This window comes from Methylobacterium sp. FW102-HT35C08 (genome assembly GCF_058790235.1).
Genome location: NZ_JBYTCL010000002.1, coordinates 5281811 through 5300421, shown reverse-complemented (window position 1 = coordinate 5300421; position 18611 = coordinate 5281811). Strand labels below are relative to the sequence as shown.

18 protein-coding genes and 2 pseudogenes are annotated in these 18611 nt (G+C 65.8%); 12 read left to right on the top strand and 8 right to left on the bottom strand.

What is annotated here, in order from left to right; genetic code table 11:
- Positions 1–514: 514 nt before the first annotated feature.
- Both AC3WSN_RS25305 and wrbA read left to right on the top strand, forming a co-directional pair.
- Positions 515–808, top strand: a complete 294-nt coding sequence (locus AC3WSN_RS25305; RefSeq protein WP_492539537.1) for a hypothetical protein — start codon at positions 515–517, stop codon at positions 806–808.
- Between the two features lie 8 nt (positions 809–816).
- Positions 817–1473: an NAD(P)H:quinone oxidoreductase gene (gene wrbA / locus AC3WSN_RS25300; protein WP_492541734.1), complete on the top strand. Its 657-nt coding sequence runs from the start codon at positions 817–819 to the stop codon at positions 1471–1473.
- On the opposite strand, the gene AC3WSN_RS25295 is transcribed toward wrbA, so the two are convergent.
- Complete coding sequence (locus tag AC3WSN_RS25295; RefSeq protein WP_492541732.1) at positions 1470–1634, bottom strand: hypothetical protein; 165 nt, start codon at positions 1632–1634, stop codon at positions 1470–1472. The two genes, wrbA and AC3WSN_RS25295, sit on opposite strands and share 4 nt — an antisense overlap.
- A gap of 421 nt (positions 1635–2055) precedes the next feature.
- Positions 2056–2533, bottom strand: a pseudogene (locus tag AC3WSN_RS25290) (hypothetical protein).
- Positions 2534–2547: 14 nt separating this feature from the next.
- On the opposite strand from AC3WSN_RS25290, the gene AC3WSN_RS25285 reads away from it, so the two are divergent.
- Both AC3WSN_RS25285 and AC3WSN_RS25280 read left to right on the top strand, forming a co-directional pair.
- Positions 2548–2727: a hypothetical protein gene (locus tag AC3WSN_RS25285; RefSeq protein ID WP_492541730.1), complete on the top strand. Its 180-nt coding sequence runs from the start codon at positions 2548–2550 to the stop codon at positions 2725–2727.
- 86 nt (positions 2728–2813) lie between these two features.
- The gene (locus tag AC3WSN_RS25280) at positions 2814–3038 is read left to right on the top strand and encodes a hypothetical protein (protein ID WP_492541728.1); all 225 of its coding nucleotides are present in this window, start codon (positions 2814–2816) and stop codon (positions 3036–3038) included.
- 87 nt (positions 3039–3125) lie between these two features.
- Here the strand turns inward: AC3WSN_RS25280 and AC3WSN_RS25275 are convergent.
- From AC3WSN_RS25275 to AC3WSN_RS25265, 3 genes and pseudogenes are all read right to left on the bottom strand, one after another.
- Positions 3126–3620: pseudogene (locus AC3WSN_RS25275) on the bottom strand (manganese catalase family protein); the annotation flags it as partial.
- Positions 3621–3783: 163 nt separating this feature from the next.
- Complete coding sequence (locus AC3WSN_RS25270; RefSeq protein ID WP_492541726.1) at positions 3784–4200, bottom strand: ester cyclase; 417 nt, start codon at positions 4198–4200, stop codon at positions 3784–3786.
- Between the two features lie 97 nt (positions 4201–4297).
- Positions 4298–6460, bottom strand: coding sequence for a molybdopterin-containing oxidoreductase family protein (locus AC3WSN_RS25265; protein ID WP_492541724.1), 2163 nt, complete (start codon positions 6458–6460; stop codon positions 4298–4300).
- 228 nt (positions 6461–6688) lie between these two features.
- On the opposite strand from AC3WSN_RS25265, the gene pdxR reads away from it, so the two are divergent.
- Positions 6689–8161 carry a MocR-like pyridoxine biosynthesis transcription factor PdxR gene (gene pdxR / locus AC3WSN_RS25260; protein WP_492541722.1) on the top strand — a complete coding sequence of 491 codons (1473 nt, stop codon included), beginning with the start codon at positions 6689–6691 and terminating at the stop codon, positions 8159–8161.
- 352 nt (positions 8162–8513) lie between these two features.
- On the opposite strand, the gene AC3WSN_RS25255 is transcribed toward pdxR, so the two are convergent.
- On the bottom strand, positions 8514–9257 hold the full coding sequence (locus AC3WSN_RS25255) for an SDR family oxidoreductase (RefSeq protein ID WP_492541720.1): 744 nt from the start codon (positions 9255–9257) through the stop codon (positions 8514–8516).
- 93 nt (positions 9258–9350) lie between these two features.
- Here AC3WSN_RS25255 and AC3WSN_RS25250 point away from each other — a divergent pair, with 93 nt between their 5' ends.
- The 3 genes from AC3WSN_RS25250 to AC3WSN_RS25240 all read left to right on the top strand — a co-directional run bounded on the left by AC3WSN_RS25250 (position 9351) and on the right by AC3WSN_RS25240 (position 11046).
- Entirely contained in the window at positions 9351–10280 is a 930-nt protein-coding gene (locus AC3WSN_RS25250; RefSeq protein WP_492541718.1) for an AraC family transcriptional regulator, read from the top strand.
- A 158-nt stretch (positions 10281–10438) separates the two neighbouring features.
- Positions 10439–10627, top strand: coding sequence for a DUF3606 domain-containing protein (locus AC3WSN_RS25245; RefSeq protein WP_492541716.1), 189 nt, complete (start codon positions 10439–10441; stop codon positions 10625–10627).
- Positions 10624–11046 (top strand): response regulator, encoded by a 423-nt coding sequence (locus tag AC3WSN_RS25240; protein WP_492541714.1) that lies wholly within the window; start codon positions 10624–10626, stop codon positions 11044–11046. Before AC3WSN_RS25245 ends, AC3WSN_RS25240 begins: the two co-directional genes overlap by 4 nt.
- A gap of 17 nt (positions 11047–11063) precedes the next feature.
- On the opposite strand, the gene AC3WSN_RS25235 is transcribed toward AC3WSN_RS25240, so the two are convergent.
- Both AC3WSN_RS25235 and AC3WSN_RS25230 read right to left on the bottom strand, forming a co-directional pair.
- Positions 11064–13556, bottom strand: a complete 2493-nt coding sequence (locus AC3WSN_RS25235) for a hybrid sensor histidine kinase/response regulator (RefSeq protein ID WP_492541712.1) — start codon at positions 13554–13556, stop codon at positions 11064–11066.
- Positions 13553–13759, bottom strand: coding sequence for a type II toxin-antitoxin system ParD family antitoxin (locus AC3WSN_RS25230; protein ID WP_192711749.1), 207 nt, complete (start codon positions 13757–13759; stop codon positions 13553–13555). Before AC3WSN_RS25230 ends, AC3WSN_RS25235 begins: the two co-directional genes overlap by 4 nt.
- A gap of 446 nt (positions 13760–14205) precedes the next feature.
- Here AC3WSN_RS25230 and AC3WSN_RS25225 point away from each other — a divergent pair, with 446 nt between their 5' ends.
- The 4 genes from AC3WSN_RS25225 to AC3WSN_RS25210 all read left to right on the top strand — a co-directional run bounded on the left by AC3WSN_RS25225 (position 14206) and on the right by AC3WSN_RS25210 (position 18462).
- Positions 14206–15234, top strand: a complete 1029-nt coding sequence (locus AC3WSN_RS25225) for an IS110 family RNA-guided transposase (RefSeq protein ID WP_492541710.1) — start codon at positions 14206–14208, stop codon at positions 15232–15234.
- A gap of 371 nt (positions 15235–15605) precedes the next feature.
- Positions 15606–16874 (top strand): flavin monoamine oxidase family protein, encoded by a 1269-nt coding sequence (locus AC3WSN_RS25220; RefSeq protein WP_492543245.1) that lies wholly within the window; start codon positions 15606–15608, stop codon positions 16872–16874.
- Between the two features lie 305 nt (positions 16875–17179).
- Positions 17180–17569 (top strand): hypothetical protein, encoded by a 390-nt coding sequence (locus AC3WSN_RS25215; protein WP_492541708.1) that lies wholly within the window; start codon positions 17180–17182, stop codon positions 17567–17569.
- 524 nt (positions 17570–18093) lie between these two features.
- Positions 18094–18462 (top strand): hypothetical protein, encoded by a 369-nt coding sequence (locus tag AC3WSN_RS25210; protein WP_492541706.1) that lies wholly within the window; start codon positions 18094–18096, stop codon positions 18460–18462.
- The last annotated feature ends 149 nt before the right edge of the window (positions 18463–18611 follow it).

Genomic DNA, 18611 nt, shown 5'->3' with positions numbered 1-18611 from the left:
CCCGGGCAACAAGCAACCGACTCAGACGCGTTCAGAACTAGACGGGCAGCGCCTCTCGCGCGCTCCGATCTGATGATTGCGAACCTCCGGGGCGCGGGCAAGATCAATCACGGGCATGTTGGAGCGGCCCAACTCGGTACATGCGATGAGGCAGGAGGGGCCCCCACAACACCGCAATTCGTGAAATTTGCTCGCGCGAACGAAGCGGCGTCGGAACGTGTGCGTGATACACATCAGACGCGCGACGGTCTTAGGTGGACCGTGCCGGTCTTCTCCGTAGCTATCGCCGCGATCGGAATGACATTAGGTCTTGGGATCTGGATGACTCCGTGAATTTATCGCGCTGAATGTCAGGTTCAGCTCGTTAGCATCTCAGGTGCGCCGGCTGGCAGCTCCTGAGATGATAGCATCATCGGCAGGAGCGCAGCAGTCAAAGCGCCACAGGGCCGGACCTTTCATACCAACAGCCCGTTGCACCTACGCGCTCGCATCATCGAGCGAGCGAGGTTCATCGGTGGCAGAACAACTCTCCGGGCAAGACGGTCGCCAAGGCAAGCGCGGCAGGCCGGCGCTCTACGTCCTGATCGTCAGCGTGGGTTTGATGCTGGCAGCGCTGGCCGGGCTCATGATGTGGCAGGGTGCGAGTTCGCCGCCGGACTATGCGAGCCAGAGCCAAGGCGCTTCACGCAAGCAGATCACGGGAACTGAGAGCGGTCAGGGCAGCGCGACGTCGTCGTCCAACAGCACCGCTGTTCCGGGTGGCAACCCGTCTTATCCGCAGCCTGCGGCACGCAGCGCTAATCCGTAGGGCGCGCAATGGCTGACCGTACATCCGATCCGACACGCCTGCTGATTGTCTATTACTCGCGCAGTGGCAGCGTCGAAAAGCTTGCGACCGCCGCGGCCGAGGCTGCACGAGAGGCCGGCGCCGATGTGCGCGTGCGCAGAGCGCGAGAGGTCGTCGATGCGGCAGCCATGGCCAAGGTCGATGGCTGGACCGAGAGTGCGGCTCGGCAGAACGCTCTGTACGAAGCGCCCACGCACGACGATGCCGAATGGGCGGACGCGATCCTGTTCGGCACGCCGAGCTACTTCGGGGCGATGGCGACCGAGGTGAAGAACTTCCTCGACCAACTCGGCCCACAGTGGAAGCGGGGTGCTCTGGCCGGCAAAGTCGGGGGAGCCTTCGCGGCGGCATCCTGGCCGCACGGTGGCTCTGAGGTCGTCACGCTGTCGTTGTACGCTCCGATGTCGCATCTGGGCATGGTAATCCTGCCGACCGGCTACACCGACGAGGCGATGCTGGAGGCGGGCTCACCCTACGGTGCATCCACGATCGTCGGTAAGGAGAACCAGCCGCCACGGTCGGAGGACCTCGATGCCGCCCAACATCAAGGGCGGCGGATGGTGGCGATCGCCGGTGCGCTGATCGCGGCCGGCGAGATGCCGTGTCGCCGGCCGGATGCTACCTAGGCCAAGCCATCTTTGGCTGCTCTGTCCGGATCGTCAGGCTTGCGCTTAGCGTCCTCGACGAGATCCTCGCTACCGGTCGTTGGATCCGGAATGTTGACACCCGGGATCGGTACAGTGGGCGGCTGGACGCTTTCGCCCGCAGGCTTGTCATGCTCGGACATGATGCTGATCGCTCTCCTATCGTCCTCGCAGGAAGAAGAACCAGATCAGGATCAGGACGGGGATCGGCACCCCTAAGAGCCACAGCAGGCTACCGGTCAGCATGGTGTTACCGCCTTGTACCGGTGGTGATGGCGTTCATTGCGCCAGAGTGCGACAGCGACACGCCGGGCCTCGTAGCTTCGCCGCAGCGACGTACCAAGGCCGCCCTGCCCTTCCGGCGCGTACCCATAGGTCAGCACCCCATCCGGCCCGTAGATCCGGCGCATCTCCTCACGCCAAAGCCGATCCGCTGATGCGAGGGCGGCTTCCGTAAGAGCTAAACGGGTAGGGTTTGGCAGGATCATGGAAAACTCCGCGCGTGTATCGCTCAACGCGGCGATCGGAGCAGAGGTCCTCAGAATTGGCCTCGCTCGCCAGCCGTTAGGCGTAGGGGCTGCCGAACAGGTCGCCCAGGGCCTTTCGCCGGAACAACGTGCGCCCAGCGCCTAGGCTGATGCTCCGGCCGTTCGTGGATCATGTGGCATCGCTGGCAGAAGGCCGCGAGGTTGGCATCTGCGTTGTTCGAGGTGTTGTGATCCCGATGGGCGGTGGCCAGAACGACCCGGGTTTGACGGATCAGCCCAAGGATGTCGGCGTCCGAGGCTATGCGGAACCGCCTTCCCCAGCCATTGCGCCATCGGCCGGTATCCGGGTCCCACCAGCGTCCATCTCCGAGATGGTAGACCATCCGTCCGTGCGGCCGCCCGCAGCCTTCGCAGCAGCCTTTCGCCCGGCTGAACCGGATCACGGCTGAGATCTGCGCCCAGTCGATGGGGTAGAAGTAGCGATGCTCGGGCCGGATCGGCCTGGTGGTCGCACTGTGCCACCGAAGATGAAGAAAGCGTAGCGTTAGAAGGATGCTACGGATCGCCCATGGACCTATCCGACCTTGAGTTCTGGGCCTTCCTCACGGCGGCGATCCCAGTCCTGTTCCTGCCGGTCGCGATCGTCTGGTGGAAGGGCCGCCCCATCGTTCCGGTTGCCCTGCTTAGCGTCGTGTTCTGGCCTGGCGCGCTGATCCTGGCTCTGCGCCTGCGGCGGCGGGATCCGTAACTAGCCTCTGCGGGAACTTGAACGATGTTGATCGCGGTCACGTTAGGTCCGGGACCGATCAACACGATCCGTCTGGAGGAAACGCCATGTCGATCAAGACACTCGCGCTGGCTGCAGCACTGTCGCTCGCAGTCACAGGGTCGGCTCTCGCTCAGATGCCTGCTGGTGGCGGCAGCGCCCAGAGCAACATGAACAACCCGGGCAGCGTGAAGAGCCCGTCGCAGAAGCGGATGGGCGGCCAGCGGGTTATGATGAGTATGAAGCACATGAAGCGCCATCGGCACCACCACATGCGTCGTTCCCCCATGTAATGTGATTTGCCCCGCGGGTCTCACGCTGCGGGGCGTCTGCACGCTTAGACCACTAGGGGATCCACCCTGATCCCTACCTGGATTAACTTAGCATCCCTTCTTGTAGAGTTTGCTCGCGATCTCGAAGATCTCCTCCGGCGCGTAGTCCGGCGCGAACGCACCGTAGTTGCCGTCGAGTTCCGGGATCTTGCCACCCTCAGGGTAGCTGTCGACGACTTCGAGATTGCCTGGCGGGTCGCCTAGGAGCGCCACCTCGTCGTTCGACCATACGCCAGCCGCTTCCTTGTAGTCATGCTCGCTGAAGGTGTAGAGCCGCCGGTGCTTGCCCTCGTCGAGGTACTTCTGACACTCCGGGATGCGCGACAGGTCGATGTTGGGCGTCGGCAGCATCTGCTCGATGGCCACCCCGGTGAGCTACTTCAGCGCCAGAGCGTAGGCATGGGCGTGGAGCGAACCGCGCACCAGCAGGTAGCCGCAGACCTCGCGCCCCGTCGGCTCGGTCATGGTCTCATAGACTCGCAGCTTATGGATGCGCGCGCCGCACTCCAGGTGGAAGTTGTGCAGCAGTTCGATGATCCGGTTCCTCAGATCCAGTTCGCGCACGTCCGAAAAGGGTCGTTTCCGGCTGTTCCGCTTATGGAACCGGCGACAAGGAAAGCAGCGGTTCCTTAGTATAGCTCGGGTGCATATGTCTGGCGGCCTCGTCACGCGGATTGGTGGAGGACGAGGCTCGCTGCTGAGGTAATTAAGCCCATCCGAGCTCTCTCACGGCCCGGACGTCATTCCAGATCTTTGTCAAACCTACGATCCGGTTACCCTCGAACTGCATGACATACACGTAGTCGGTCGACGTGGACTTGCCCGTTGGCGGGCAGGGGCCGCCCTCGCCGGTGTGGGTTCCGTGGAAGACCCCGTAGGCCGCCACATTCTGGCGCTCCTCGTCGGTCGCGAAGGATCGCACCTCGTACCGACCATCGGGGATGAAGGTCAGGAGCCCCTTCATCCACTCCGTGTAGTCCCTCAGTGAGGTTACGCTGGCCAGGGCATCGGCCTGGGCCGAGAAAGTCGCGTCTGGGGCACAATAGCGCTCGCATGCCTTCCAGCCTCCGCCCGTCTCGCAGGCGTCGAAGAAGGCCCTTGCTACCGTCGTGATGTTGCCCATGCCTGGATCGCCCTTTCCCATTGCCTGAAGCGCCGCATGTAGCTGATGCCATCCGCGCCAGCACCCTCTGGAAGTGCCGGCGCGGATGGCCGTTCGGCTAGTTCGCGCGCGACACCTCGACGAGGTTGTCGGAGAACGAGGGGGCGTGGCCCATGTCGGTGAAGGCGCCGGACGAGATGCTGTTGACCGTCCCCTCGTTGAGCTGGCGCCAGTAGCCCAGCGTCGCCACCACGATCCCGGCCTTCACGTCGTCGGTGATCCGCGCCACGCCTTTGAAGGCGCCGCGGTCGTTACCGACCTTCACCCGGTCGCCGTCCCGGATGCCGCGCGCGTCGGCATCGGCTTGGCTGATCATCACGAACTGCTTGCCCTGGCCCTTCTGCTTGTCCTCCATGTTGGCGTAGCAGGAGTTCAGGAAGTAGTGGCTCTTCGGCGAGACGATGTTGAGCGGATAGCGCTTGGCGAGCTCGGGATCGTTCGTGTGCGACTCGCGCGGACCGAGGTAGTCCGGCAGCGGGTCCAGCGCCTCGCCGGGCTGGAAGCCCTCGTACATCTGCCGGAACGGCGGGGCGACGAAGTTCGTGGCGCCCTCGACCTTCAGCATGCACTTGCCGGTCGGCGTCGGGAAGTTCCCCTCCCGATGCGGCGCCCGGTCGTCCGGCGTGCCGACCTTGAGGCGCGCGAAGCCGTGCTCGCGCATGTAGGCGAGGTCGATGCCCTCGCAGGCGGGGGCGTTCCAGTCGACGTAGTGCTCAAGGCACTCAGCATCGCTCCACTTGAAGTTCTCCTCCTCGAAACCGAGCCGCGCGGCGAGCCTGCGGAAGATCTCGTTGTTGGGGATCGCCTCGCCCGGCGCCTCGGCGCACTTGGTGTTGTAGGTCAGGTAGAGATGGCCCCAGGACAGGATCATGTCCTCCATCTCGGCGCCCATGGTGGCGGGCAGCAGGATGTCGGCGTAGGAGGCCGTGTCCGAGATGAAGTGCTCGGCCGAGACCATGAACAGGTCCTCGCGCATCAGCCCCTCGACGATCTTGTCGGTCTCGGGCGCCTGCGTGACGGGGTTCGAGTTCCAGCACATCATCGACATGATCGGCGGGTCGAGCTTCATCTCGCCGGTGAGCGCGCGGCCGATCTGGAGGTTCGAGACGACGCGTGTGCCCTCCGGGATCAGGTCCGGGCGGCAGATGACGTCGAACTTGTAGGGGTGCTCCCAGACGCCGAACTGCGTGATGCCGCCGCCGACATGGCGCCACGCCCCGGTGAGCGCCGGGATGCAGGCGACCGCCCGGATGGTCTGGCCGCCGCCATAGTGCCGCTCAAGGGCCACGCCGATGCGGATGCCCACCGGCTGCTCGGTGGCCATTTCACGGGCGAGCTTGCGGATGTCGTCGGCGGAGACGCCGGTGATCTCCGCGGCCCATTCGGGCGTGCGGTCCGCGGCCCGCTCCTTCAGCTCCTCGAAGCCGACCGTGTAATTGTCGACGTAGTCCTGGTCGACGAGGCCCTGCGCGATGATCGCGTTGATCAGCGCCATGGCGAGCGCGCCGTCCGTGCCGGGCTTCGGCGCGATGTGCCAGTCGGCGGCCTTGGCGGTGCGCGACGCGTAGGTATCGATCACCACGACCTTGGCGCCCTTCTTCTGGGCGTCCTTCACGATCGCCCAGTGGTGCAGGTTCGTGCTGACCGAGTTGCAGGCCCAGATCACGATGTACTTGGAGTGGATGTAGCTGTCCGGGTCGAGGCCGGCCGTCGGGCCGACGGTGAGGAGCCACGCGGTGCACGAGCCCTCGCCGCAGAAGGTGCGCTCGGTCACGGTGGCGCCCATGCGGTTGAAGAACGCGTCGCCGCCGTTCAGCCCGTGCACGAGGCCCTGGTTGCCGAGGTAGCTGTAGGGCGCGATGGCCTGCGGCCCGTACTGGTCGATGATCGCCTTCCAGCGCGACACGATGGTGTCGAGCGCCTCGTCCCAGGTGATCCGCTCGAACTGCTTCGAGCCCTTCGGGCCGACCCGCCTCATCGGGTAGAGCAGCCGGTCCGGGTGGTAGTGGCGCTTCTCGTAATCCTTCAGCTTCACGCAGAGACCGCCGCGGGTCATCGGGTGATCCGGATTGCCGCGCACGCCCTGGAGCTGGCCGTCCTTGACGTCGAACAGCATCGAGCAGGTGTCGGGGCAATCGTGCGGGCAGCCCCCGAAGAAGGTCTCCGTCAGGCTCTCGGCCTCGGAGACGATCAGAGAATCCGGCTTGACGATCTCGTTCATGGGTCCTCCGCGATCGGACGTCCGGCCTTCTTGGCGTTCCGGATGACGTGCCCGACCCGTTCCTAGGGTGCACTAAGCTGCAAGCAATTCCAAATTTTGGTCAGGTAAAAGGGCCAAAACAGGCGCGACCGATGGTGCCAACCGTTTTGTCGCGCCTGACTGGGCAGGTCCTAAGCGGTGGGCGCTGGTACCGACTGGGCGTCCTGACGGGTCGCCGACGATGATGGGGTGACGGTGGAACTAACGCTCACGCTGGACGCGGCCTCCGCCAAACCCTTGCAGGTCCAGGTTTTCGACCAAGTCCGGGAGATCATCCTGGAAGGGAGGCTAAAGGCCGGCATGGCGCTGCCGCCGAGTCGTCTGCTGGCCGAGCGCCTGGGCGTCTCTCGCAACACCGTGATCACGGCCTACGAGCGGCTAGCGGCCGAGGGCTACGTCAAGGCGCGTGGCACGGCCGGCCTGTTCGTAGAGCCGATCCCGCCGGACAGCCTCCTGCTGATCCAACGTGGCGGCCAAGCTTCGACCAATGGACCGGTCCCGGACGTAGTCGGCGAGCCCTTGCTCTGCTTCGCCGGCTCGCCGGGCGGCGGCGGAGACCGGCCGGCGCTCGACTTCTGGGTAGGACGCTCCGATCCCGCGGGGTTTCCCCTCCGCATTTGGCGGCGGATCGTGAACCGTCTCCTGTCACACGAGACCGTATACCTGACCGACTATTGCGACCCGGCCGGTCTCCCGGAACTCCGCGCAGCCATCGCCACGCACCTGAGGCGTGCCCGCGCCGTGGCGGTGACGGAGGACCAGATCATCGTGACCACGGGCGGGCAGGACGCCCTCAACCTGGTGTTCAACCTGCTCAGGCCACACACCCGGCAGCTCTGCATCGAGAACCCCTGCTACCTCGGGGCTTCCCTGATCTTCAGAAGCGCCGGCGTAGCCATCCATCCGGTACCGGTCGACGGCGACGGGCTGCGCACGGACCTTCTGCCCATGGACCGGGGCAGCCTGTTGTACGTCACGCCCTCGCACCAGTTCCCCACCGGCGCGCTCATGCCGGTGACCCGGCGGCTGGAACTGCTGCGATGGGCCGAGGAGACCGACAGCTATATCGTCGAGGACGACTACGACAGCGACTTCCGGTACGACGGCCCGCCGCTGACCGCCCTGGCCGGCCTCGATGGGGGACGACGCGTCTTCTATGTCGGCACTTTCTCCAAGTCGGTGGGGGCAGGCCTACGCATCGGCTACGCCACGGTCCCGCGCATGTTCTGGGACGAGGCCCGGATGCTGAAGGCCCGGATGAGCAACGGTCAGGCATGGCTTGAGCAGGCCGCGCTGGCCACCTTCATCAATGAGGGGCACTTCGACCGGCACCTGCGCCGGCTGCGACAGGTCTACAAAGCCCGGCGCGACTGCCTCGTTCGGGCGCTGCGGGAGACGTTCGAGGAGCCAGTCATCCTAGGTGCCGAGAGCGGCCTGCACTTGGTCTGGCGGCTGCCGAATGGCTTCCCGCCGGCCAGGAAGATCCAGATCATGGCACGCGAGCGAGGCATCGGCGTTTACGCCCTGTCCAGCGGGGCCGCGTACGACTTCGACCTCGACGCGCGGGACGACATGCTCGTGTTCGGTTACTCGTCGCTGACTGAGGTACAGATCGCAAAAGCGGTCCGCGAACTGAAGTTGCTTTCAAAGGATGCACGCTGAGGACAAAGCTTAACGCAACTTATGTCCGCTCTCGGGCGCTCGCGACAACCCTCCGAGCGTCCGCCCTGGGTCGAAAACCGAATGACCGCTCAGGGTGGATTTTGTTGAAAAACTCAGGACCTGGCCGATTGCACCTTGTGAACGGCTCCGGCCGGTGAAGATCCTAATATTAAACGCTTAGAACACAATGCAGGAATGGGGTCGCGCCGTCCGCAAGAGGCAAATTTTCTCCCGGGCGCCAACTTTGATGACGCTTGAAGCGCTACCTTCGAGTTTTCAACAAAATCGGTGGGTATCTGCCAGTCCGCTTCCGCTCAAACATGTAGCGGAAGCGGACGTTCGAGGGTTCGTGTCAGGCCGCCGCCCAGGCGATCGCATCAGCGCCGGCCGGCAGGCGCATCGGGCAAGCCGGGTCGGTTGCCGCGCGCCAGACCGCCTCGGCCACGTCCGAGGCCCGAGTCACCTCTTCCGTCGCCTGCTGGAAGTTCGCGAAGACACTCCCAGCCAGATCGCCGTAGGCCCTGGGCACATCCATCCCCATCCGGGTGCGGGCGTTGGTCCCGAACGCGGTCTCCGGCGATCGGCCGGGAATGACGAGATGGGCGCGCACGTCGAATGGCACGAGCTCGTGGGCGAGGGACTCGGTGAAGGCGTTCACCGCCGCCTTGCTCGCGGTATAGACCGCCAGCAGCGGCAGCGGCCGCAGGGTCACGCTTGACGTCACGTTGACGATCACACCGGCGCCCCGTTCCCGGAACTGCGGCAGCACAGCCTGGGTCATGGCGATGGTGCCGAGGGTGTTCGTCTCGAACACCTCCCGGGCGGACTCCATCGACAGGCCTTCCAGGGCGTTCAGCAGCCCGACGCCCGCGTTGTTCACCAGGACATCGAGCGGCCCGGCCTCCGCGACTGCCCGGGCGATGCTGCCGGCGTCGGTCACGTCGAGCGGCAGGACGGTGAGGCGGTCGGACTCCGGGATCAGGGCCGCCTGAGGCGTACGCATCGTGGCGACGACCCGCCAACCTCGGTTGAGGAACAGGCGCGCCGTCTCCAGGCCGAAGCCGGATGAGCAGCCGGTGATGAGGATCGTGTTCATGGGGACCTCGCGTTTGACCCACACGGGGTGATAGGAGCGCTCCGCCGGACGTGATACGGGCGCAAGTCCGTATTTCATTAGCGAGCGTCCGAAATGGTCGACCCGCTCACCCAGGTGGTCGGGCTGCTTCAGCCCAGCGCCTCGTTTTCCAAGTTGGTCCTGGCCGGCGGCGCCTGGACCGTGCGCCGCGAAGACCACGGCCAGCCGTTCTACGCCGCGGTACTGGAGGGGGCGTGCCGCCTCGCGATCGACGGCGAGGCGGAGATCGTCCTCGCGGCCGGCGACTTCGTGCTGATCCCTGCCGCCAGCGCCTTCGCCGCCTCCAGCCTCGTCGCGCCATCGGTGGGGCGGGCGCCACCGCCCGTCGAGGTCGGCCCCGGCGTGTTCCGGCTCGGCCCTCCCGAGGTGCCGCCCGACCTGCGCATGCTGGTGGGGCACTGCACCTTCGCCTCCGACGATGTGGACCTGCTTCTGTCGCTCCTGCCCCGGTTCGTCCATGTGCGCGGCGTCGGGCGACTAGCGATGCTGCTCGGCCTCGTGAACGAGGAGACGCGGGAGGACAGGCCCGGCCGCGAGGTGATTTTGGCGCGGCTTCTGGAGGTGCTCCTGATCGAGGCGCTTCGGTCCACCAAGGGTCCGGCGGCGCCCTCGGGCCTCCTGCGCGGGCTTGCAGACGACCGCGTGGCCGCCGCGTTGCGCCAGATGCACGAGCGCCCGACCGTTCCCTGGACGGTCGCGGCCCTGGCCCGAGAAGCGGGACTGTCGCGCTCGACATTCTTCGAACGGTTCCGGCGCGAGGTCGGCGTCGCGCCGATGGCGTATCTTCTGGCGTGGCGCATCGCGCTGGCGAAGGATCTGCTTGGTCGCGAGGGAGCTGGCGTGGCGGAGGTGGCTGAGCGCGTGGGCTACGGGTCTGCCAGCACCTTTAGCACTGCCTTCGCTCGTCATGTCGGCAGGCCGCCAATCCTCTACGCCCGCGAGCAGCGCGCCCAACTCCGCAGCCCTGCGCCTCTGAACGTCTGAGACGGATGGAGAACAGTCTTGCCGCTTTCAAGCCGCGAATGGGTCGAGGCGGCCAGTTACAGCCTTTGCAACCTAAGCCCCGGGCGTCCGTTGGATGAGTATCCATTCAATCGGATCAAGGAGGCGCGATCTTCGTGAGAAGTCGCGGGAGATCGCTTATGTCTTTTAGTCCTATGCCAGTTCAAAGCCGCACCGTTACGCATATCGACATCACTGATTGCGCCGTCCGATCCGCATGGGCCGAGCGCTATGGCGTGACCGACGCGCAATTGCGCAAGGCCGTGAGGATGGTGGGTTCGCGGATCACCACACTCTCGAACCATCTTCGCATGGCGTCCACATCGTGATCGCTGCGCTTGCCCCGGATCAGCGGGCGTCATTGGCCGCGCATGAACTCGGCGTCCTGATCGTGGACGACGATCCCATACTCCTGATGGACATGGCGCAGTCTCTCGCCGATGCCGGCATCGTCGTGTTCGAGGCGCGAAACGCCAACGAGGCGCTACAGGTGCTCTCCACCCGAACCGATGTGCGCATGACGATCACCGATGTCGATATGGGCGACGGAGGCCTAAACGGGTTCCAGTTGGCGAAGGTGGTCGCGACGCGGTGGCCAGCGATGAGCTTGCTCATCGTCTCCGGTCAGAGCCGCCCCAAAGCCACTGACCTGCCCGAGGGCGCACGGTTCCTGGCAAAGCCCTGTGCGCCCAGTTCGCTTATTGGAAACGTGTTTGCGTTGGTGGCGCAGCAGAGCGGTTCCATCTAGCCGGCCAAGCTGCCGCTTCACGGTCGGTTCGTGCTCCCGTTCCTGCGCTTGCGCATGGCGCGGCTTAGGACCCGCGACAGCGCCTCCACGGAGTACGGCTTCTGCAGAAGCTCGAACCCATGGTCCGCATCCTGCGCGAGCACGTGGCTATATCCGCTCGTCAGGACGACCGGGATGCGCGGGTACAGCCGAGCGATCTCCTGCCCCAGTTCCACGCCGTTCATGCCCGGCATGATCACGTCCGAGAACACCACGTCGTGGGCATCAGGGTCTCGCGCCAATGCATCGAGCCCTGCCTTCGCGCTCAGAACCCAGTCGGTCCGGTACCCCAATTCGCTCAGCGTCTGCGTCACGAACGTGCCGACGTCGCGGTTGTCCTCGACGACCAGCACGCAGGCGCCACCGCCGTCGATGGCCGGCGCGTCCTCCTCCAGGCGGGCGCGAGCCTGCTTCTCGGCCGCGCGCGGGAGGTAGAGGGTGAACGTCGTCCCCGTGCCGACCTCGCTCTCCACCATGATCTCGCCGCCGGACTGCTTGGCGAAGCCGTAGACCTGGCTGAGCCCCAGCCCCGTCCCCTGACCCACCTCCTTGGTGGTGAAGAACGGCTCGAAGATCCGCCCGAGCTTCTCCGGAGCGATGCCGCTGCCGGTGTCCTGGATCGACACCTTCACGAACGCCCCCGATACGGCTTCGTGGGCACGGACCGCCGGCATGCCCGCGGCCGGCTGCACGCTGATGGTCAGCTCACCCTCGCCCTCCATGGAGTCGCGGGCGTTGACCGCCATGTTGACCAGCGCGGTGTCGAACTGGCTCGGATCAGCGTTGATGAAGCACGGCTCGTCGGAGAGCTGCTGGCGAACGCTGATGCGCGCGCCCGTCAGGGTGCCGACCATGTCGGCGATGGCGCGCACGCTGACCGCTGCGTCGAACACCTCGGGGCGCAGGGCCTGGCGGCGGGCGAACGCGAGGAGCTGACCCGTGAGCTTGGCGGCGCGGTCGACCGTGTCGGAGATCGCCGCGATGTAGCGGGCACGCCGCTCCGCCGAGAGGTCGGGACGCTTGAGCAGGTCGGTCGAGGACTTGATGACGGTGAGCAGGTTGTTGAAGTCGTGTGCCACCCCGCCGGTGAGCTGGCCGACAGCCTCCATCTTCTGCGACTGACGCAGCGCGTCCTCGGCCTGCAGCAGCAGCCCCGCCTGCCGGCCGTTCTCGGTGATGTCGCGGGCGGAGCAGTACAGCAGGCCGTCCGAGGGAACGGCTGTCCACGACAGGTGCACGTAGTCCCCGTCCTTGGCGCGGAAGCGGTTCTCGAACGCCAGCGTGGCCCGCCCCCCGGCGAGATGGGGGACCTGCTCGCGCGTCTTGACCTGATCATCCGGGTGTTCCAGCCACTCCGTCGTCCGGCCGATGAACTCGCCCTGGTCCCATCCCAGAACCGTGGTCCAGGCCGGGTTGACGCTCAGGATCACGCCGCCACCGTCGGTCACCATGAACAGGTCGCGGCTGACCTCCCACAGGCCGTTGCGCTCCTGCGTGCGCTGCTGGACCTGCTCGGCCAGGGTCGCGTTCAGGGCCTGCAGGGCCGCCTCGGCACGCCGCCGGTCCGTGACGTCGGAGGCGGCCCCGAGCCAGCCGGTGATCTCGCCTTGGGGATCGAGGAGCGGCACCGCGTGCGAGAAGGCCCAGCCCACCGTGCCGTCGACGCGGTTGACCCGATGTTCGAGGCGGTAATCAGCCTTCGTACGGATCGCGCGCTCGATCTCTGCGCGCACCGCCGCACGGTCCTCTTCCGGGATGTACTCGTCGAGCCAGTTCGCGTTAGCCGCGTCGGTATCGGGAATGAAGCCGCCGCCGGCGAGCTGGTGCAATTCGCCCCAATCCGCGCTGATCGAGTAGCGTACCTCGGAGGACGAGCGGATCAGGGCGTCGAGGCGCTGCTCGCTCTCGCGCAGCCGGATCTCGCTGGCCTGGACGGCCGCGAACTGCCGTTCGAGGCTCTCGTTAAGCTGGGTGAGATCGCGCTCGGCGGTGACCCGTCGTGTCGTCTCCGTTACGACCAGGAAGACGCCGGCGATCCGCCCCGCATCGTCCCAGAGTGGGCTGTGGCAATGGGTGAAGAAGGCATCCTGCGGCGTGCCGTCCCGGTCTGGAGTGTAGCGGGCATCCTCGACGAGGTAGGGCTGTCCCGCGAGCACCTGGTCGAAGATGGGCGTGAGCTGGTCCCACATCTCCGACCACCATTCCCGTGCCGGCTGACCAAGGTGGCCGGGGTGCTTGCGACCGAGGCTCGGCGCGTAGGCGTCGTTGTAGATCGTGACGAGGTCCGGTCCCCAATGGAGCATCATCGGGAAGGCCGAGTTCAGCACGATGCGCACGGCCGACTGCAGCGATAGCGGCCAGCGCTCCACGGGACCGAGCGAGTTGCCGGACCAGTCGAGGGCGCGCAGCCGCTCGCCAGCTTCGCCGCCGCCCGCGAGGCAGGAGCGTTCGAGTGAGAGCCCGGCGCTCACGCGCTCAGGGCCTGGTGTGTGGACTGCGTCGCTTTGAGTGTCTCGCAATGCAGCTGGAAGCTCCGCTCACGCTTATCGAGTAGGCGGAGCGCCGCGCGGAACACCTCGCTCAGATTGCCGTAACGCCCGGAGGCGAGCATGCGCTCGGCGGCGGCATGCAGCTCAGGGCTGAGGGAGACGGAAATGGTCAGACGTGCGGCCATCACTCATGTATCGCGCGCAGGAATTGTTAGAACAAGGCGTCCACGGCTGACGGAGGTGAGAGAGACCTCCGGTTTAGTTCAAGGCAGAAAACTCGGGTCGTCTTCCTGGCACGAGCTCACTCTAACGGCGTGTTGGCGAATGGCTGCTTTCGGGGAGCGGTGACGGCCATCTCAACGGCTGCCTTGGGTCGGTAGGAGGCCGTCTGCTTTTCCGGCAGCACCGCTCCGAAGCGGACCGACAGCTTTCGGCCAGACTACGCCACGCCGGATCGGCTGGCCGGGCAAAACCGGACCTTCGGCTTTGCGCCTATCCCGGCCATTGAGCCGACTCTCCCACTTTCTCCAAAGCAGATGGGGTGGATGGCTCCCGCTCCGACAGACGGCATCTCGGTGCCAAGATGTGGTTGCTGTCGAACAGCAGCCACGCAGATGCAGGAGCCATTCTCATGGAGATCACCACCGTCGGCATCGATCTGGCCAAGAGCATCTTTCAGGTTCACGCCGTCGATGCAGCTGGGCACGTCGTCGTTCGTAAGGCTCTGAGGCGGGCACAGGTCGTGCCGTTCTTCTCCAAGCTGCCGCGCTGCCTGGTCGGCATGGAGGCGTGCGGCACGGCGCACCACTGGACCCGGGAACTCATGAAGCTCGGCCATGACGTGCGGCTGATGCCGCCGGCTTACGTGAAGCCGTATGTGAAGCGCGGCAAGACCGATGCGAACGACGCTGCTGCCATCTGCGAGGCGGTGACGCGCCCCAGCATGCGCTTCGTGCCGGTGAAGTCGACCGAGCAGCAGGCGGCGCTGGCGCTGCACCGGACGCGCGACCTGCTGGTCAAGCAACGCACGCAGTTGGTGAACATGATCCGCGGCCTGCTCGCCGAGTTCGGGATCGAGATGGCGCGGGGCCTGCGGCACGCGCTCGAACTGGCGGCCCGGCTCTCGGCCGGAGACGCGGCCGAGGTGCCGCCGTTAGCCCAGCGCGTGGTGACCGGGCTGGCCGATCAGATCGGTGCCTTGCAGATCCAACTCGCCCGACTGGAGAAGGAGTTGCTCGCCTGGCATCGGGACAGCGACCTGTCGCAGCGCCTGGCGACGATCCCGGGTGTCGGCATCGTCTCGGCAACCGCGTTGGCCGCCTCGGTGAGCGAGCCCGAACGCTTCCGCTGCGGTCGGCAGTTCGCGGCCTCGTTGGGCCTGACACCACGGCAGAACTGCAGCGGCGGCAAGGAGCGCCTGGGCCGGATCTCGCGCATGGGCGACCGCTACCTGCGCCGGCTGCTCGTAGTCGGCATGACCTCTCTGATCCGGCGTGCGAAGACGACACCGACCTCGGTCGACCCGCGGCTGCCGGCGCTGCTGCAGCGTAAGCCGGTGCATGTGGTGACTGTTGCGGCGGCCAATCGCACGGCGCGGGTCGCCTGGGCGATCATGACCCGCGGCGGCACCTACCGCGCACCGGCGGCTACGGCCGCCTGACAGCACGCAGAGGAGACGTTTCCAGGTTGCGAGGACGATGAGAGTTGATGGCGAACCGGTCAGACCGGGAGCCGGGACACCCCGCCGCCTGTCCAGGGCGTCATAGCCCGCAAAGCAGAGTGGGACCCAGCTCGCGGATACCATCGGGGCCAGCGGTCAACATGAACGACTGCATCAACAGCCGGACACAAGACTGCACCCGACCAACGCGTCAGAAGCTCAATTCGCCACTTGCAATGCGGGAGCCATCCACACAGGACGTTCGAACAGCCCAGCGCGTAAGCCCGAGTAGCGTTCATCGGCTTCAACAGGTCGTTCTCCGCGACCCTCGGTGCTTGTGTCATCCGACGGTCGGTCTCACCTACGTCCACATGGCCAGCGATTTCGACGTCATCATCGTAGGCGGAGGAGCCGCCGGAATCGGCGCGGCGCGGCACCTCGCGAGGAGCGGCGTGGGCGTGATCCTGCTTGAGGCGTCATTGCGGCTCGGGGGCCGCGCCTTCACCCAGGATCTCGGAGGCTATCCGCTCGACCTCGGTTGCGAATGGCTGCACTCGGGCGACCGCAACGCCTGGGTCGACATCGCCGAGGCGTCGGGCTTCCCGGTCGACCGGACCGACCCGCCGTGGGCGAAGGCGCATCCCGGCATCGCCTGGGACGAGGACGACGAGGAGGCGGCTCGGAAGGCGTTCGGCGATTGGGAGGAGCGGCTCCGGGCGGTCGCGCAGGGCAGCGACCGTGCGAGCGATGCCCTGGAGCCCGGGGGTGAGTGGAACGCCTACGTGCGAGCCATCGCCGGCTTCATGAGCGGGGTCGCGCCGGAGCGCATCTCTGCCACCGACTACGTGGCCTACGACGATGCCTCGACGGGCCGGAACTGGAACCTGCCGCTCGGCTACGGCACGCTCGTCGCGGCCAGCCTCCCGCCCTCGGTGGTGCTGCGTCTGGCGACCCCCGTCGGCCGGATCGAACTGACGGCGGACGGCGTCGCCGTCTCGACGCGCGCCGGCACCGTCCGCGCCAAGGCCACCATCCTCACGGTCTCGACCGCGGTCCTGGCCGGCGACGCCATCCGCCTGCCCCCGGGAACCGAGCCCTGGCGCGATGCGGCCGCCGCCCTGCCGCTCGGTCGTAACGAGAAGGTTTTCCTTGAGATCGGGCGCGACGCCGCCTTCGAGCCGGATTCGCACGCCTACGGCAACCTGCGCGACGCGCGGTCAGCCGCGTATTCCATCCGGCCCAACGGCTGGCCGGTCATCGAGGCGTTCCTCGGCGGCGAAGGAGCCCGCATCTTGGAGGAGGAAGGCCCGGCCGCCGGCTTCGCCCACGCTACGGCCGAGTTGGGCGCCCTGTTCGGGAGTGATGTGGCCTCGACCCTCCGACCGTTTGCGGCCACGTCATGGAGCCGAATGGCGTCCATCGGCGGCGCCTATAGCTGCGCCCTGCCGGGGCAATCGAACGCGAGGGCGCGGCTGGCCCGGCCGTTCGAGGACCGGCTGTTCTTCGCGGGCGAGGCGACGCACCCCTTCGATTTCACGACCGCCCACGGGGCCCACGACAGCGGGCAAAGGGCCGCCAACGAGGCTCTGGGAGCACTCCGGGCGAGACTTCCCACTGGTCGGTTCGTGCGTTCCGCTTGAAGCCATTGCGGGCGGCATCGGAAGGCTTGCGCTGGAATTCGGCTCGCGCCCTTGGACGAGATCGGTGAGGCCGGTCATGGATATGGAACGCCGTCGCCTCCGGCTTCCTATTCCCTTCACGGACATGCCCGTCGAAGTCGCAGACGAGTAGGCTCGACGCCGTCACTTCGGCGATGCGAGCCCTTCACGCTGAAGCAGTGCGCGGCGAAGTAGGTCCCAGCTTCGAAGCCGTCCGACAGCGAGATCAGGCGATTAACATTATGCGCCCGCCGCGCAGCGAGGATTTCGGCGACGATCTCTAATCCGTGACCGGCCGCGGCGGCGTCGATCGCGACCTCCGGCGTCTCCTCGTCGTGCTACGCCTGCGCACTGCCGACGTCGATAAACGCCAAGACATCGAAGCCCTCCGACGAGAGCGACCGACCGATGCACTCGCGCCGGCCCTCGTCCTCGGACAGGACAAAGCCGAATGGGCGGCCGGCCCGTTCGTCCACCCGGCCGGTCATGCCGCCTTCCGGGTCCTGCTGGCGGTCGCCGTGCCCGAAGTGCGCTTGCTTACCAGCGCCGAACACCTCGTTTTCGCCTTCCTGGGCCCCAACTTACGGGCGGCTCCCGTTCCAATGCAGGCCTCTGCATCATGGCGCGGGCATGCCATTGTCTCGGTAGGTGGCAATCTCTTGCCTCGCACCAAGTGAGATCAGCGCACGGCCCCCGCTACTCGACAGCGGATACTCATCGACTCGACGGAACCGAAAACGAGCGTATTCTCCGATAGCTCCACAAGAGGGCACGGGAGGAATAAATGTCTGCAAATTGGAAGGCGGTCAAAGAGGACTTGGATTGGAGTTTGAATTCGGGGGAAAATGTTCAAGGCCGCAACGACCTGAAAGCAGCCTTCAGCAGAGACAATTCACGGCACATGGATGCTGTAATACAATCTTATAAACACGGCCAGCGCGATAATCACAAAATTTCGAATCTTTCAAGATGCGCGCATGAGGACGAGAAGCGACTGTATAACATAGGAAGAAAATTAGTCGGCTTGAAGCCTCTATGACCGGACGCACTCAGTCTGCCTCGCTCGCTGCCCCGCCTCGTGGGCCTGCCATTCGGCTCTACTGCTCAGCGGGCATCATGGCGGCGCCTCTGAGCCCGAAGCTAGCTGGTATGCGTTGCCTCCGAAAAGGCACCGCCGCTGCTGCCCGTTCAGGACACTCCGATGAACTCACTCATGTGGCTGCTCTCCAAAATCGTCCAGTTTCTCTTCGGCAGTGGGGGGCAGCGTAGAAGCACCTCGATTGGAAAAGAGAACGAGGCAGGAGCCTACAGGGGCCAGACCGCGACCAGAAGCAGGAACTTCGATGACGATTATCGCGCCGCCACGAAGATCCTGAAGATGCGAATGGACGCGCGCTTCCCCGACAATTTCCATGCGCGGATGGGTACCGAGACAAACAGCATGCGTGACTTCGGGGACGAGCGGGCCGGCGCGATCGACACAGCATCGTCCACAATAGCCGAGGCGCTGCGCAGGGGGGCAACCGTCAAACAGGCGGCTGAAGCCGGTGCTGCGAGCGTGGGAATCTAAACGGCGTGACAGGATCTCGGCGACCGCCGGCGTGGCTCTGCTGGGTGATACCTCTCCGGGAAGACTCTCGCGATGCTCAGGGTTGTCGGGGCCGAGGGCTGGGAATGAGCCGAGGTCGATATCAGTGACGGTTTCACCGAACGCCTCGT

Coding starts and splice junctions, on each gene's coding strand:
- wrbA (WP_492541734.1), top strand. CDS start 817: ATGGCTGACCGTACATCCGATCCGACACGCCTGCTGATTGTCTATTAC.
- AC3WSN_RS25295 (WP_492541732.1), bottom strand. CDS start 1,634: ATGTCCGAGCATGACAAGCCTGCGGGCGAAAGCGTCCAGCCGCCCACT.
- AC3WSN_RS25285 (WP_492541730.1), top strand. CDS start 2,548: ATGGACCTATCCGACCTTGAGTTCTGGGCCTTCCTCACGGCGGCGATC.
- AC3WSN_RS25280 (WP_492541728.1), top strand. CDS start 2,814: ATGTCGATCAAGACACTCGCGCTGGCTGCAGCACTGTCGCTCGCAGTC.
- AC3WSN_RS25270 (WP_492541726.1), bottom strand. CDS start 4,200: ATGGGCAACATCACGACGGTAGCAAGGGCCTTCTTCGACGCCTGCGAG.
- AC3WSN_RS25265 (WP_492541724.1), bottom strand. CDS start 6,460: ATGAACGAGATCGTCAAGCCGGATTCTCTGATCGTCTCCGAGGCCGAG.
- AC3WSN_RS25255 (WP_492541720.1), bottom strand. CDS start 9,257: ATGAACACGATCCTCATCACCGGCTGCTCATCCGGCTTCGGCCTGGAG.
- AC3WSN_RS25250 (WP_492541718.1), top strand. CDS start 9,351: ATGGTCGACCCGCTCACCCAGGTGGTCGGGCTGCTTCAGCCCAGCGCC.
- AC3WSN_RS25245 (WP_492541716.1), top strand. CDS start 10,439: ATGTCTTTTAGTCCTATGCCAGTTCAAAGCCGCACCGTTACGCATATC.
- AC3WSN_RS25230 (WP_192711749.1), bottom strand. CDS start 13,759: ATGGCCGCACGTCTGACCATTTCCGTCTCCCTCAGCCCTGAGCTGCAT.
- AC3WSN_RS25225 (WP_492541710.1), top strand. CDS start 14,206: ATGGAGATCACCACCGTCGGCATCGATCTGGCCAAGAGCATCTTTCAG.
- AC3WSN_RS25220 (WP_492543245.1), top strand. CDS start 15,606: ATGGCCAGCGATTTCGACGTCATCATCGTAGGCGGAGGAGCCGCCGGA.
- AC3WSN_RS25210 (WP_492541706.1), top strand. CDS start 18,094: ATGAACTCACTCATGTGGCTGCTCTCCAAAATCGTCCAGTTTCTCTTC.